Genomic DNA, 16,145 nt, shown 5'->3' with positions numbered 1-16,145 from the left:
TTATGCTAAATTACAGCTCATAGCAGATGCAAACTGAGGATTTTTGCCAAACATATCTCCTAATTTAAGAAGTAGTTGTGAAAGAGCTGCTCCAGCTGGTCCAATTAAGAAATCATCAAGAACTCCTATACCAGTTGCATCATTTGCGACAAGATAAGCAATAAGTGCTGTAAGAGCAACTGCGCTAATAGCCATGAATGGTACTTTGGCGTATTCAAATAATTCTTTCCATGTTTTTGAGCTAATAGATTTAATCCATTTATCTGTCATTTTTCCTTTGCTCATACCAGTTGTACCCGTTCCAGTCCAACCATTTTTATCAAAACCAAAATCAGCTACATTTAAGTTCCCATTTGATGATTTAGTTCCTGCACCGAGAGTAATAGATGGGACTTTGCTGATAGTAATATTCCTATGAAGATCAGAGGTATTTCCTTGTTTATCTGTGAAAGAGGCTTTCTGTTCTTGCGAAGCCTTAATAGAAGAAAGACCACTCGAATCTGCAGAAATACTGGTTTTGTTAGACCAACCTATTTTTCCCCAAGGAGTAGGAATAGATATATTAATAGGGATATTTATTCCTATTCCAGCAGTGTCAGTACTTTTTCCTGTAGCTTTGTCAATAGATGTTTTAGCAGAAGTTACGATTATGCTTCCGCCCTTAGTCCCACTAGTGACGTGCTTAGTTCCATCTGGATAGACTACTTCTGTAGTTACACTCTCACCTTTAATATTATTATTCCAAAAATCTGAAATTCCTTTTCCAATATCGCCTAATGAAGGAAAATATCCATCCTTATCCACCAAATCTAAAGGACTGTTCCAAACGTATGTGTATGGATTTAACGTCATAGGGGAAGTCAATACTCCTTTAATACCATCTTCACTTAAAAACCTACCTTGATTTTGATCATAATATCTCGCTTGCGCATAATTCATTCCACTAACTTCATCTTGTTGATACCCAGTAAAACCAAAAGGTTGGTTAGTTGGCGTATTGAATAGACTCTGTCCAAATTCATCATAGCTATACTCTTCAAGAGACTGTCCAGTATTCGCTAACTGACGTAACGGACTGCCTAAATCATCTAACAAGAAGTACTCTTCTTCATTCTTTGCCAATAAGTCATTATCCCATAAATACTGTTCTTTGTCTTCATTCACTTTTCGCCCCAAAAGATTGTTATAGGGCTTCGTTAAATCTAAAATATACTGAATCTGCTTCAATGGTTCATTTGATTTTTCAATCGTTTGCCCCGTACGATTTCGTAGACCATTGTATTGATACGTTGCTTTGTCACCTGAGGCAGTAGTCACTTGTGTCATCATGTTTGTCGCATCGAAGGTAAAGGCTTTAGCGACTTGATTATTGATTAATTCTTCCACAAGATTTCCACGTTGGTCGTAGTTAAATTGTTTGGTTTCTTGTGGTGTATCTTGCTTGATTAGCTGATTCAAGGAATTATACTGGTAATTCGTTGTTTGATTTCCTTCATGCTTACTTATTCGATTACCAAATGCATCATAGGTATATTGACGTAAAACTTCTTGGTCTTTTGAGACATGTGTCAAACGTTGTAAGGCATCATATTGATACTGGTAGTGTCCGCTGTCTTCGGTCAAGCCTTGACGTTGTTTCTCGATGGCTTGTTTATTCCCAGCTTTATCATACTGATACTGGTACTTTTCCAGAATTTCTTGCTCTTTTTGATGGATCAAGGCACTTAGTTGATAAGCAGGCGTGTATTCATAGTGTGTGGTCACTTGATTTGGTAAAGATTTTTCAATCAAGCGTCCTTGGGTATCGTAGTGATAACGATAGACCTGATCGCCAGTGTGTAGCTCGGTTAGTTTATTTGATGGATTGTAAACATATTGTACTTCCTTGCCATCTGGATAAACTAATTTTGTTCGATTGCTTTGACCATCCCAACCATATTTGGTGATTTGTTGATCGGGCGTTTGAACTTCTTCCACACGGCCTAAAGCATCTAATGTCATTTGAGTGGTGCCTAACCAGTCTTTTACAGCTTCCAATTTACGCAATGGATTATACTGCATCAAGACTTCTTTGCCATCTGAATACTGGATTTTCTGAACTTGTCCTGTTTGGTTATAGTTTAAATTTGTTTGATAACCATCTTTATCAGTTTTATTAATTAATTGATTGTTTTCATCATAAACGTAGTGTTCTTGATTCCCTAATGCATCCGTGACAGTAGTCACGTTTCCTAGTAAATCGTATTGATATTGTGTCACACGGTTTTGTTCGGACACTTTTTCCAGCTCGGCATCGATTAATCCGTATTGTTGAATGGTAGTTAGATTGCCTACAGTATCATAATCATAGTGAGTTTCATTGCCTAAAGCATCTTTGACCAGAGTAAGATTTCCTGTTGAAGAATAATCGTATTCTGTAATGGCTCCCGCTTCCTCTTGATACAAAACAATTCGATCAGCAGCGTCATAAGAAAATTTCCGAGTATTTCCTAATGGGTTGGTAATAGCTGTTACACGATCTAAGGTATCGTACGTATAGGTGATTTTACTTTCTTCGCCTGCCCATTTTTCAATGACATTGTCATTCAAGTCATAGACATATCGTTCTGTTTCACCGGCAGGGTAAGTGACTTGCTTCAAGTTTCCACCAGGATAATACTCATAAGATGTGACCCCGCCGTTTGCGTCCGTAACAGCTTCCAATTGTCCAAGTGACGTATAAGAAAGGGTGATTTCATTGTCTAAGGCATCTGTCTGGCGGACTAATTGCCCTAACAAGTCGTATTCAAAGATAGTTGTATGATTTAAAGCATCGGTAATCGTTGCGACTTTTCCTAGTTTATTATAGGTATATCTGGTAATTGCGCCATCTGCTTCAACCATCTTTGTCCGTCGGTTTAAGGCATCATACGCAAACGTTGTTTCTTCTCCTTTTGGAGAACGAATACTTGTCACATTTTGATTTTCATCATAGTCATAGTGAACGTTGTGTCCTTTAGCGTTGACAACTTGACTTAGTTGGTTGTACTGATTGTATAAATAGGCCGTTTCTGCGCCATTTGGTTCTTTAATTTTGGAGATATTCCACATCAAGTCATAATCCATCTCAGTAACTTGACCAGATTGATTGGTAATAGACGAAACTTTCCCTAATTCATTATATTCTTGCGTGATTGTTGTCCCATCGAAGTCTTTAACCGTAGTCACCTTGTTGATTTCATTATACGTATATTCTCGTGTATTGCCTTCATCATTCGTGACTTTCGTTAAATTACCTTTTATATCGTACTCAAATTTCGTTACGGCTCCCGTTGGATTGGTTGTTTCAATCACTTGGTTTTGGTTATCGTATACATAATGAGTAGTTCCTTGGTTGGGGTATTGGATACTTGATAGGTTGCCACGCTCATCATAGTGAAAGACCATTTGACTACCATCAGGTTGTTTCACACGTATTGGACGATTTTGATCATCATAAGTCATTTCGGATGAGTAGTTTAATGGATTCTCCACTTTTAATAAGTTGCCATTTTCATAGGTAAAGGTATATTCAGCGCCATTTGGTTGTTTCATATAAATGGGGTGATTCTGCTCATCATATCTCATCGTCATAACTTCCCCTAATGGATTCGTTACGTTGATCAGGTTTCCTTGTTCATCATAGCTGTATTGTGTTTTGTTTCCTTTTCTATCCGTGACAGAAGTAGGTTTATTCTGTTCATTGTAGGTAGTGATTTCTTCACCGTTCGGATAAACAACTTTTGTATTTCGATAGTGTTTGTCTCGGTAGTAGGTAACTTTTAATCCATTTTGTTCAGTTACGACAATGTTTTTCGCTTCGTCATCGTATTCATATGTCATCACTCCGCCATCTGGGAAAGTTTGTTTCGTGATTCGTGATAGATAGTCGTATTCATTTTTGACTAAATCAATGCTTCTTGGATTTGTCGTTGTCGTTAATTTGCCATTTTCATATCCGTAACTTACGATCATTTTATTTGGTAGTTTTACTTCGGTCAAGCACTTATCTTCATATGAGAAGGTCACTTTTCGTTTAGCTTGATCTTTGATGCTTGTGAGTAATCCAGCTTCATCATAACGAAAACGAATGGAACCACTTGAACTTTCTACTTTTTTCAATTGTTGATCTGAATTATAGGATAGACGAACTTCTTGTCTAGATTCTGTTAATGTTTTGAACAATTGCCCACGTGTGTTGAATTGGTAACGAATTTGAGATTCTGTTACTAATTGATAGCCATTTTCTTCTTTTGTCACAATATGGCTAGGGAAAAGGGCAGAGTGGTAGTTGTTTTCTTTTGTTAATTCATAGAAAACAACATGACCATCTTCCATCATGATTTTTAGCTGATTCTCTTCTTCTATCACACAGACTTCAAACGAGTGAACCCAATTCTTTCCTAAAGAGCCTTTATACTCATCCATGGCATTATAGGTACGTTTGAAACTTAGAGGAGTGTCACCGTGAATCAGTAAGTCTTCTTTATCTGCACTAAAGTTTCCGGTTGTTAAGTTAACAGGATCTTTACTATACATTGCACTAACAACAGCTAACCCCTTGGACATTTCCATCACTTGTTTCAACGTTTTATCTACTTTTGACATAGACATGCCATTTTTTAAGCGCATTTTAGACAGTGATTTTTTAAATGCATCCACACTTTGACTGGTAAAGCCTCCTTGGATAAAGGATTGGTATTCTTTAAATAGATTCGCTAGTTCGTTTGATGCACTTGTGAGTTCAGAGACATTGCTTGCAGCAGCTTTATCCAGTGCGGGTAAGTCATTTTGAAGCTTTTCCACATCTCGTTGAAGTTTTTGTAGTAATTCTTGAAATTTATCTTTCTCTAATCGAAAGCCGCTAGTCGCTCCTGACAAACGACCACTTTTAGCTTCTGAAGGAACCTGAGATTCTAACGATCGGACACTGGATACTTTTGATTCCATTTCTTGACTAAATTGTTCTGCCGCTTTGAAGAGTGTTTCATATTGTGTTTTTAATTCGACGATAGCCGATAAGAGAAACACGCGATCTTTTCCTACACCCATTTTTTTCCTCCTTTTTATCTCTTATTATTAAGAAATTGCTTTATCCATACTATTAGAAATGTTGCGATCTTGTTCTTCATAGGTATCCACAGCACTTAGTAAAGCTTGACACATTTCTTTGAAGAATCCTTCTGATGCGCTAATAATTTGTTCTTCTGTTTTGAATTGTTGTTTGATTTCTGTTACAAATGCACCTTCTGATTCATTGAGTAAAGAAGATAATTTTGATACCTGACTCTTAGCAGAAGATAAACAAGAGTTGATTTGATTTTCTATATTGTTGATCTCACTTCGTGCTTGACCGTAGTTTATATCTATTTTTCCCATTGTTTTTCCTCCTTAATAATTAGCAACTAGTATCTACGTTTACGATGACTGTTTCATAGTCTTTAATTACATTTTCCGTTTGGTTGAATAGCTCTGTTAGTCTAGAAATGACATCTGAATTGACACCGTCCATCAAACCTTGAACTTTTGGAGATAATTTTTCAGTGTTTAAAGAGCCTGAACTTAGTTGTTTTGTCAGTTCAATTACTTTTTTATAAGAATCTATGATCTCTTGGTGACTTCTTTTTAACTCTGATGTGGTTTGTTCAAATTCATGATTGATTACTGCTATTTTCCCACTCATATTCTCTCTCCTTTACTTAAATACTGGCTATTTGTGCCATGATATTAGATAAAATGTCTTGTTGTGTATCTTGATAGGTGCTTAGCTGTTTTATTTGATCTTCAATGCCTTCAGCCACTTTTTTTGCTTTTTTTATGTTCTTATCCATCGCTTCAATACCTTTTGGTAACTCAGAAGCTTGTTTTTCTGCGATAACCCCTTCGAATACTTTGGAGACTCTCACTTGGGATACAATTTGACTCGATAAAGCAGAACTTTTTTTCTGCTCTATCTGAGAAATGGCTTGATCAAACTCACTTTGTTTGGATCGAAAGCTAGAGATAAGGCTATCAGCCTTAGAAATTTTTCCTCTAACCTTTTCTGCTTTTATTTGAAGCTCTTGGCGTCTTCTATTTTTTTCCGCTTGTTCAGCCGCTTTTCTTGCTTGCTCCCGTGCTTTTTCTTTGCTATCGTCCATGTTTATCCTCCTTTTTTATAGTGATAAGGATACTTTGATTTTTTCCGCAAAATCATTTTCAATAAAGTAACCTTCTGTATCATCTGGTGTTGGATCTCTGTAACCGATATTTGAAGCTTTTAATTGACCTTGATCGCCAACTTTTCCAAGTACAAGACCTTTATCCACTTTTTTGAGTAATTTACTTACTTCGTCATATCCACTTACGGCGTTGAATAGTGATCCATAGAGCAGGTAAATGCCCATCTGAGAACCAGTTTGTAAGATTTTAGTAAATTGTTTTTCTACATCAGCGTTCATATCAGTTAAGAAATAAGAAATATTCGGAATAACGATGACTAGTGGTTTGATGGTAGTCAGATACTCTTTGAGATTTCTTACTTCGCCATCTTCCTTCATATCATCAAAATCATCTTCTCTGTCTTCAATCAGTTCAATAATTTCCTGACAGATAGGTAAGAAGTCCTCTTTATTGGAGCTATAACGTTTTGCACCAGATCCAAGGTTCATGAAATTTTCTTCCTGATCATCTAAAATGACATACTCATATTTACCAGTCATGCTAAGAAATTGTTGAATACTACTTAGGCTACTAATGATGCGTTCATATTTAGGGGCAAAGACGGCTAATTGTTGATAAGCGTCTAATGATTTGGCTACAGGTTCAACTGTGTCATAATTTAAGCCCATTGGTAACAATCCATCTAATACTAGTTGTTGTGCCTGTTTCATTTGTCTAAATTCTTCAAAGTATAATACATCCGGTACCATAGGAATCGGCTCAGGTCTTTCACCAGTCCAATGCTCATCCATCTCATTCACTTCTTCTTGAATCGCCTCAATAATCTGCAACGTATCTTCACCATCCGCTGGTAACGCTGCTTGGAACAACTCAGGTTCGTCCAACTTAATCAACCCACGACCAGGTAAATCATCAATCGTCAACGTCGTCCGTCCAACAATCGCTCTTGGTTCTGAATCATCAATCATCTTCAACACGACTTGTGTCTTGATATTACTTGAAAGAATAGCTTTCAATGAGTTTTGACGTCCTGCAGAAAGAAGTAAATGAACCCCAATCCCAGCTCCTTCACGAGCTACTTGGGTAATGACTTTTTCAAGAATATCATTGAATTTTGCATCTTTTAATCCTTCAAAACCATCTAATAGAATAAAGATGATTGGTTCTTCTTTCCCACTAGCACGTTCATACATGTCTAAACTAGCAACAGAATATTCACTAAGCAATTTCTTTCGACGTTTCAATTCATCATTAATCCGTCTTGCAAATTTCTCAACTTTTTCTTCTTCATCAATACTCATAGTATCCGCCACATGAGGCAGTTTTTTCAACGGAAGTAACCCATTCGTCCCAAAGTCCAATAGATAAACATTCAACCGCTCAGGACTATGCACACGTGCCAAATCCATCACAACCGTCTGCATAAATGTACTTTTCCCATACCCCGGACTACTAAACACCAACATATGACCTTCTTGTGTCATATTCAAACGCAAGGTATTTTGCGCCTGCATACTCGGCACATCCACTACACCAAGAACTGGCTCTAACGGTTGTTTCTCCGTTAACCATTCTTCTTTAAAATTCACAGGATGCAGAGTAGAAGAGGCAATTCGCTCTTCCAACGGTGGCAACCAAGGTCTCGGTAGTGGCGTGATATTCTCACGTTCTGCCACCTCATGAATCCCATCAATAATGGCATCCAGTTCTGTGGGAATCTGTTTCACATCATCCGCATTTTCCAAGCCACTTAAATCTTCACTAAGGATTTCATACTGACCAAGGTCGTTAACCAAATAAATCGTATGATCCTCAATCTGTTGGTCATCTTTCTCTGGCTGATAATCCGCGCCACTCCAAGCACTTTGGAACAATTCATAAATCTCATTATTCCCCACTTGCAAGTAGGCACGACCTGCTTGAGTGATTTCCGCTGCATCTGGTGTTTTTAACATTTCCATCGAATCGGCTTTATCCGCCACTTTCAAGGCTAATTTAAATTTCGAGTTACTCCAGATTTGATCATTCACCACACCACTTGGTTTTTGCGTGGCTAGAATCAAGTGAATCCCTAACGAACGTCCAATACGAGCCGTTGAAACGAGTTCTTTCATAAACTCAGGCTGTTCAGATTTCAATTCCGCAAACTCATCACTAATTAAGAAGAGGTGAGGCATTGGTTCTTCTACATCGCCATTTTTATATAATTTCTGATACTGATTAATATGATTCACGTTATTCTCCGAGAAAAGGCGCTGACGGCGTTTTAGCTCGGCATTGATGGAAATCAAGGCGCGCATACTTTGAGCGCCATCTAGGTTGGTAATACTCCCTAATAAGTGAGGGAGATTACGGAACAAGTTGGCCATTCCGCCACCTTTGTAGTCAATCAGTAGGAAGGCTACGTCATACGGGTGGAAATTCACAGCTAAACTTAGAATATAACTTTGTACGATTTCAGATTTACCAGAACCTGTTGTCCCAGCGACTAATCCATGAGGACCGTGGGCTTTTTCGTGTAAGTTCAAATAGACAATATCGTCTTTTCCACGTAAACCTAATGGCACAGCTAAGGTTTTATGAGGGGAATGTTCTGCCCAACGTTGGGTCACATTAAATTCCTCAAATTTTTCGATGCCGTACATTTCTAAGAAGGTCACAGCTTCTGGGATGCTAGATTTTAGATTTTGTAAGTGATTCAATGGTGCTAATAAACGAGGCAGTTCCTCTTTACTAAAATCAGTAGGGAAGTGATCCAATTGGAAGGTAGTGTTTTTCAATTTCCCTTCTTCCAACAAGAGAACCCCAGTATTCCGGTCACGAATATCAATAACGGTTTTGATATTATCGGATAAACTACTCATCACATCTTCCACGAAAATCACGCTACAGCCTAATTCACTTGGATCTTCGTTGAAGAATTCCATAATGACGTGATCCAAAATCAACTTCTCATCGGTAATCATCACCACATAGTGAGGGGAGAAGATCGTACTATCTCGGCTATTACGGTTTTCTTCCAGAGAATTCTTGCGATTTTTCAAGATTTGATTCAAACTGTTCAACACCTGATCCCGGCTTCGTTGGTTATACACAAACCCACGGACATTCACATCCTGCATCGTTGCATGAGGTAACCAACGCATCCATTCCCACAGGTTTTTTTCAGCTTCTGGGAAAATCGAGATAAATTGTAAATCATGGTAACTATGGAAAACGGATAATTGGTTTACCAATAAATGAAGCTGTTCCAAAACCAAGTTTCTTGGGCCAATATACCCAACAGGTCCATTCACCAAATTGGCAACGATAGGCATATCTTCTAACTCTAAACTCTTCGTATAAAGTTCATACCCGCTTTTTTCTAAATCGTCCGTTTCTTTGCCGCGCTCTTTGTTAGAGTAGTTGATCTCACTTGACGATTGAAGTGTCCCTAAGCCTAAACGGTAGAAGAGAAAGTCAAAGTGTAACGGCGTTTTTTCATAAATTCTTGGGCTGTAGGTTTTCGTCATATCCAATAATTCTGAAACCGTTGGATAATGATACAGCTGTCCTTGTTTTTGTTCTTGGTTCAATTGGTGTAATTCCACCGATTTATCCACTAAATATTTTTTATAACTGACTTCACGGTCAATTAAGCTTTGTTTGTGTTCTTTTTTCGTTTTAAAATAATTTGTAATAGAGAAGATAATCGTAATCAAAGTCGTCGCCGCACTGGCTAGAACGAATAAGCCATTAGGTCTGAAAAAGGCCATAGCCACCGTTACCATCAGCATGACGATAGGTGGTAAAATCGTTTTGATCAGTTGATCTTGTTGCTTATTGTTTGGCTCACTTGGGGCATTGATCGTTATTTTTTCCTCAGGTTCACGGTAAATGATCCGTGGTGAACGATGGAAATCTGGGTAATCTTCATACACATCGTAACGAGAAGTATAAATCTCACACAAATCTGATTTCACAATGGTGCCTTCTGTCGCATGAATTTCATGAGTAAAGACTTTCAATGTATGATGTAGAAAAGACAGTTCGTCTCCTTTACCAAGTACATAGTCAGTGCCGTTAAACAGCTGATTATTGATCATCAGCTCACCAGAAAGAAGGGTTAAGATCCATTGATCCTCTTGTTTTTTCAAAATTGCAGAAAGAGGTTGTGCCAAATGGTCATTTGCCAATTCAAGGGTTGCGCCTTTATCTGTGCTTAAAATCAATTCTTTTTTATCTAATAGGTCAAACACGTGCAGTTTTGTCACAGGAGCTAAAATGACCGTTATTTCTTGGTCATCGGATAATGGCAAGGTGAGGGGAGAGCCAAGGGATAAGACATGATCTTGATCTTGGTGGGTGATGATCCACTCGTCTTGTTTTTCGATAGTTAACGCATCTGCTTCTGTCAGTAAAGGTAAGTGCAGAGAGGCTTGATTATCTGAGCTGATTTGTTGTGTTTTTTCTTCATCAAGAATTAATTGATACCGATAGCCTTGAAGGGAGAGGATGGCTTGTGTCTTGGTCATCTAATTTCCCTCCTGAGCTGTCGATCCTTGTGTCTTTTCAGCTTCTTCAGCAGCATTTACACTTTCGTCACGTTTTTCTTTGTATTTTTTATAGTCGGCTTCTAGCTTACCAATAGTTTCTTCTTTTTCAGTTCCAGACATTTTCGTATCTTTTCTGACTTGTTCAATTTTTTGAGTGATTCCGTATAAAATCAAATCAGACTCTTCTAAGTTTTTCGCTACATCTAGCGCTTCGTCCAGATTTCCACGGCCGTTTTCGATCCAGTAATCCAGATAATTTTCGTTAGAACGTAGGGTTACGTTGTTTAAAATGGCTTTTTTCTGTTGTTCTTGTAAGGCTTCTCCTTGAATGAAACTATAGGCCAATTCGTATTTTTGTGTAAAAGGAATTTTGGCTGTTTTGACTGGTTCTAACGTTGTGATCACGGCTTCGTAGTCATTTTTCAAGAAAGCTGTATCGGTATTTTGCATCCGATCTAAGAATGGTAAACGGAAAAATAGCAAATAAACGAGAGGGATCACTAAAACAACAGATAGCACAGTCATCCAGATTGATAGTTGCTTCATCACTTGGAATTTGGTTTTGCTGACTTTTTTTGTTGTTTTGGCGGCATGTTCCACTGTTTGATCGTACATTTGAACAAGGTATTGTCTGATTTCTTCAAAGCTTTCTGTTTTCAGGATCGTTTGAATGAATTCAGAGCCCTTTTTGATTTCTAGTTGACCTTCATAGAGTTTGGTAAAATCATCTTTCTTTTCAAATAAAGCGATGATCAAACTTTTGTATTGTCTTAATAATAAGTCGTTGTTTGTGACTTTTGGCGGCATTTTTCCTTCTAATCCGCGGTAAGCGATTTTCGGCTGTAAGTTATAATCAAACAGCAAATTTTCTGGATGGATGAAAAAAGTTAGTGGTAAGTCTAATAGCTGTTCAACAGAAGCCATATTTGCCATGGCACGTAGTTTGTCTTCTTTTGACCCAGCTTTTAATTCGCTGAAAGTGATCCGTTCTTTTGGTAATTCGTAGGTAAAGGTCACTGCATCTTCTTCCCAATGGATACTTGTCTCCATCAATAGTGGGTGAGTGACTTTCAGCAAAGCTAAATCCTTCTCTTCATTCACTTGAACTTCTGATTTTCTTAAGGCAAGCTCCCATTTTTCAATGGTTTTTTTAAATTCATACGTATGTTTTTCAATGATTACTTCTACAACTGTTTCCTTTATTGTTTCCATTTTTTACTCCCCCAACACTTCAATGATATCTCCGTTAGTAATCGGAAAATCTTTTAATTTTTTCTCTTCATCTAAAAGAAGTCCTTTATTCAACACTTTGATTTGGTATTTTTTGACGTCTTGTCCTTTTCCGAATATTTGATTTAATTCTCGAATAAATCGGTAAACGGTAATGTTATTTGGGATTCTTAAATCCACCATTTTTTCTTTATTTTTCTGATACATCAACGTTACGTTGATGTGTTCTGTATTATCCGCCATGATTTTGTCCTCTTTTTCTATTGTGATACAAAAGTAGTGTAACAACAGTCACTAGCGCTAGTCCTAAAATTAATGGGAGTAGCGAAGGAGGAGAAGAAACTGTTGGTACAGGTTCTTCTCTTTTTACTGCTGCTTGGCTCTTTTCATTTCCTGCAAATAGCTTAGTAGTATCAAACTCTTTTACTTTGGTTGTTTTAGCTAGAAAGAGTTTAGACAAGTCTTCTTGTTTTTGATGTTCTTCCACTTTTTTTGCATTGGTGATTTTTTGGATCATTTCTTCTTCAAACAAGCGGTCTTCTGCAACAAAGCTTTTGGTTTTGCCATCGTCGACTTGTTCTTTGTTTAATCGATCTGTTTGTAACTCTAAGTTGTTATCCAGCAAGGTTTCGTTTGCATTGGCTGTATCAGAAAAAGAAAAGACGCTTATTCCTAGTAAACATAAGAACATTAACTTTTTCATTTCACTGCCACTTCCTTCGTTTTCCGTCTAGGTTTCCAAATAAAGATGTTAAACACAATCAATGCTGCGATCGCTAAAAGATATAAAATAATATGAACAATGTTTAACGCATTATTTGCCAAAATATCTGCTAAGTTGTTTTCGCCAATCGACAATGGATTGATGGAACGAATAATGTCCACCATCGGATTATTACCTTTGGTTTTTCCAATGGCGTTGGTGACAAACACATAACTGATAAATAAGAAGAGACTTAAGGCAAATCCAGCGATATGGAATTGTTTCAATGCATAGTGATTTAGTAATGAGAAAATCAGCATAAACAGCACAATCATCATGCCCCAAACGATTTGGGACTCTTTTACAATGGCTAATTCGCTGATACTTAACATAGCTAAAATCAAACCAATACCAATGGCACTCATACTAATAAGCATTGTTTCCAGCATATTGTCTTTGAGCCATAATTTTTCCCGTTTGAATTTGTTTTTTACTTTTCTGACAACAGGTTGAGTGGCAAATAGGTAAGCGACAAACAAACTTAAGGTATACATAATCAAAATCCACGTAAATGGTTCATTGATTTCGGTTGTTTTGATCGTTGCTTCTGATTTTCCGTTGACAGGATTTGCAATAAATTGCAGCAAAGTATTGTTCGGCACGCCGTCTTTGTGGGCATTGTTTAATACTTTGATAAACGCTGAAACGAAATCATTGTTGTTAGCTAATTCTTTGTTTAGATTGTCCATGATGACATCGGCGTTAGTAGATAAGTCTTCACCGTTTTTCTGAGCAGTTTGGACTTCTTTATCGAATGAAGTGAAGACTGATTTAACATTTTCAGCTTCTTTCACATTCATATCAGATGCTTCTTTGAGCATTTCCGCTTGTTTCTTAACGGATTCCAGCATTTTATCAACCGCTGATATCTCTGTATCTGTGGCACTATTGTCAGAAGAGACTTTCATTTCTGAAGCTGTGATTTCAGACATATTTTTTTGCCAGTCTGCGATTTGAGTTAAGTGATTTTGGACATTTTCATTTAAGTTTACAGTGTTTCCTTGAATGTCTTTCAGTTTCTCTTCGATTCTGCCAGATTGACGATCGATATCGTCTGCTTGGCGTCTTAGAGATACAAGCTTGTCATGTTGATCTTTATAATGACCTGCAGTAAATGTTCCGTTTAGAACTTGCTTGAACATTTCAGTCATGTTCATATCTAGTAAGTTGTTGAAAACATCAAACGGATACTTATTAAAGTTTCTAGTTTCTTCCAACACGTTATTGTATAGTTCTTGTACTTTTCCAACTTCTTCTGAATAGTATCTTTTGGTTTTTTGGTAATTTCTATTTAGAAATAGAGTTGTGTCTACTGCCTGATTCCATTCAGCTACATAAAGAGTTGCGGTACGTGAATCTGGTTGATTTGGAACGGGTTGAACTTGTTTTGTTTCAGGATGAGTGGTTTGTTGCGTTGATTCAGGTTCGCTCTCATCTGATTGTTCGATGCTCTCAGAAGTAGTGGTACTTTCTGATACTGCGTTCTCACTGCTTTCTTGTTCATTAGTGAGTGATTTAAAAACTGGGTTAGTAGTGACAGTAGTTGTTGGAACAACTAATTCTTTGTCTGGTTCTACTTCTTTTTTCAATAGAACATCAAAAGAAGGGGCTGTTGTAGAGTATTCATCATACGTATCAGAAAAACTATAATAGATCGTTGTTCTGTCACTTTTTCGTTCGATATCATATTCTTGATTGCCCACAGGAGAGAATCCGTCTCTATCGAAGCTAATATTAATGATCCCTAAGTTATTGAGTTCCTCTATATTAGAGATACTGAATTTTCCTCCATTAAAATTGTTCGTTGCTATTTGGAAGCTTTTTCGATTGTTGTATCTTGTTGTATCTAGAATCTCTTTTTTAGCATCTTGCAGCTTAGTATAAGCTTCTTTGAGATCAGTATAATAAGAACTATTTTCTTTAATAAATTCTGGATCAGTATCCCAAACTAGCGGATCAATCTTTTTAGCATTATCATCATTTTGCTCGTTATTTTCTTCGATTTTTTCATTAGCTCTTTCAATTTTTTCATTTACTCGATCTACCTGAGCTTGAATTTGCTCCGTTTTGCGACTGATGCTCTTAAGCGGCTCATTGTCGTTGTAAGGAGCACCTGCATATTGAAAAATTTCGTTCATTTCATCGATTTCTTCAGTATCGATTTTATAAGGTAAACTATTTAAACGACCTTGTATCCGTGACAGGTATTCATCATTGAAGGTGCCAAGGTTATTTAAGGACGATGTATAGTTCATTTTCTTTAAAACAGTACCAAATGTTACTTTAGATGCTTCATCTGGATCATTTATTCTAAATTGTTTAAAGAATTCTTTACTGTAGGTATCAAAATACCGTTCTTTGATTTCTTCTAATTCATTTACCTGTTTTTCAACATCTGCTTTAGAAGCAAGTAATTGTTCATTTAATTCATTCATCTGCTCGATGTAGCGTCCGTCACCATCTTTAGAAGCCACAAACTCTTCTTGTAATGATTGATTCAGACTTTCTAATGTGCTGTATAATTTACTAGTTTCTGAACTTAGCACACTGCTATCCATTGATGTTAAATCTTTTACAAAATCTTCATACGTCATTTTTCCGTCTGCACGTTGTTTTAATAGCTGTTCTAGTAAAGAAGAAAAATCTTGGTGACTACTAACAAGTGACTCAGGATTTTTGATGAATTCCATTAAGGTATTCGTGAGTAAATCATTTGCTTGTAAAGCACTTTGTGATTGTGAAGTGATACCTGGTAAATAATCTTTAAAATTAATCGTCGGCTGATAAAGAATATTCTGGAATTCGCCAACTGAAGCGGTTTGATTCGTATAGACTTTTTCGATATTTTTTTGAGCGGTATATAAATTGTCAATAATACTGACAACATACAAATCTACCAGCTGTTGATTTAAATCATTCACGATTTTTCGTCCAACGCTTCTAGATTCGTTTTCTAATGTAGCATTACCGTTTGCATTGATTTTATAGTTAACTTGCACTTTTTCTGGTGCTTCGCTGTCTAGTTCTAAAAGTTTACTTGAAAAATTGCTTGGAATCGTTACGAGTAAGTTATAAGTACCGGTTTTTAAACCATTTTCGGCGATGCCTCGACTAACTGTAAACCAGTTATATGTTGCATCTTTTTCGATTTTCTTTACATAATCTGCGCCGAGGTTATAGTCTATGTTATTTTTATTAATCCCGTTATCTTCATTTACCAACGCAATATTTAAGCGCATATCTTGCTCTTCTTTTGCTTTATTTGCAGAGATATCGGTGAAATCTCGATTCATAAATATAAGCATAACAAGTAATATTACAACCATCCAAACAGACTTCAACATATAATATAGTTTTTTACTGTTCATTTATCATTCTCCTAAATAAAAGAGGAACAGCGAGGAGCAAGTGCCCTCCCTATTCCTCAGTTATGTGTT

The 16,145-nt window shown here is 36.9% G+C and carries 9 protein-coding genes; all 9 read right to left on the bottom strand.

Going from position 1 to position 16,145, the window contains the following annotated elements:
- The 9 genes from AC4BB2_RS13475 to esaA are packed head-to-tail and all read right to left on the bottom strand — an operon-like array spanning position 1 to position 16,076.
- Positions 1–5,070 (bottom strand): DUF6531 domain-containing protein, encoded by a 5,070-nt coding sequence (locus AC4BB2_RS13475; protein WP_490473404.1) that lies wholly within the window; start codon positions 5,068–5,070, stop codon positions 1–3.
- Positions 5,071–5,097: 27 nt separating this feature from the next.
- Positions 5,098–5,397, bottom strand: a complete 300-nt coding sequence (locus AC4BB2_RS13470; RefSeq protein ID WP_490473403.1) for a DUF5344 family protein — start codon at positions 5,395–5,397, stop codon at positions 5,098–5,100.
- Between the two features lie 19 nt (positions 5,398–5,416).
- On the bottom strand, positions 5,417–5,701 hold the full coding sequence (locus AC4BB2_RS13465) for a hypothetical protein (protein WP_490473402.1): 285 nt from the start codon (positions 5,699–5,701) through the stop codon (positions 5,417–5,419).
- A gap of 16 nt (positions 5,702–5,717) precedes the next feature.
- The gene (locus AC4BB2_RS13460; protein WP_490473401.1) at positions 5,718–6,158 is read right to left on the bottom strand and encodes a hypothetical protein; all 441 of its coding nucleotides are present in this window, start codon (positions 6,156–6,158) and stop codon (positions 5,718–5,720) included.
- Between the two features lie 15 nt (positions 6,159–6,173).
- Positions 6,174–10,694 carry a type VII secretion protein EssC gene (gene essC / locus AC4BB2_RS13455; RefSeq protein ID WP_490473400.1) on the bottom strand — a complete coding sequence of 1,507 codons (4,521 nt, stop codon included), beginning with the start codon at positions 10,692–10,694 and terminating at the stop codon, positions 6,174–6,176.
- The gene (gene essB, locus AC4BB2_RS13450) at positions 10,695–11,927 is read right to left on the bottom strand and encodes a type VII secretion protein EssB (protein WP_490473399.1); all 1,233 of its coding nucleotides are present in this window, start codon (positions 11,925–11,927) and stop codon (positions 10,695–10,697) included.
- Positions 11,928–11,930: 3 nt separating this feature from the next.
- Positions 11,931–12,188, bottom strand: coding sequence for an EsaB/YukD family protein (locus tag AC4BB2_RS13445; protein WP_490473398.1), 258 nt, complete (start codon positions 12,186–12,188; stop codon positions 11,931–11,933).
- Positions 12,178–12,648, bottom strand: a complete 471-nt coding sequence (locus AC4BB2_RS13440) for a type VII secretion EssA family protein (RefSeq protein ID WP_490473397.1) — start codon at positions 12,646–12,648, stop codon at positions 12,178–12,180. The genes AC4BB2_RS13445 and AC4BB2_RS13440 overlap by 11 nt, the downstream gene beginning before the upstream one ends.
- Entirely contained in the window at positions 12,645–16,076 is a 3,432-nt protein-coding gene (gene esaA / locus AC4BB2_RS13435; protein ID WP_490473396.1) for a type VII secretion protein EsaA, read from the bottom strand. Before esaA ends, AC4BB2_RS13440 begins: the two co-directional genes overlap by 4 nt.
- Positions 16,077–16,145: the final 69 nt, after the last annotated feature.

The organism is Enterococcus sp. AAFC-DPL-5146 (assembly GCF_058216635.1).
This window is presented reverse-complemented; position numbering and strand designations above follow the sequence as displayed.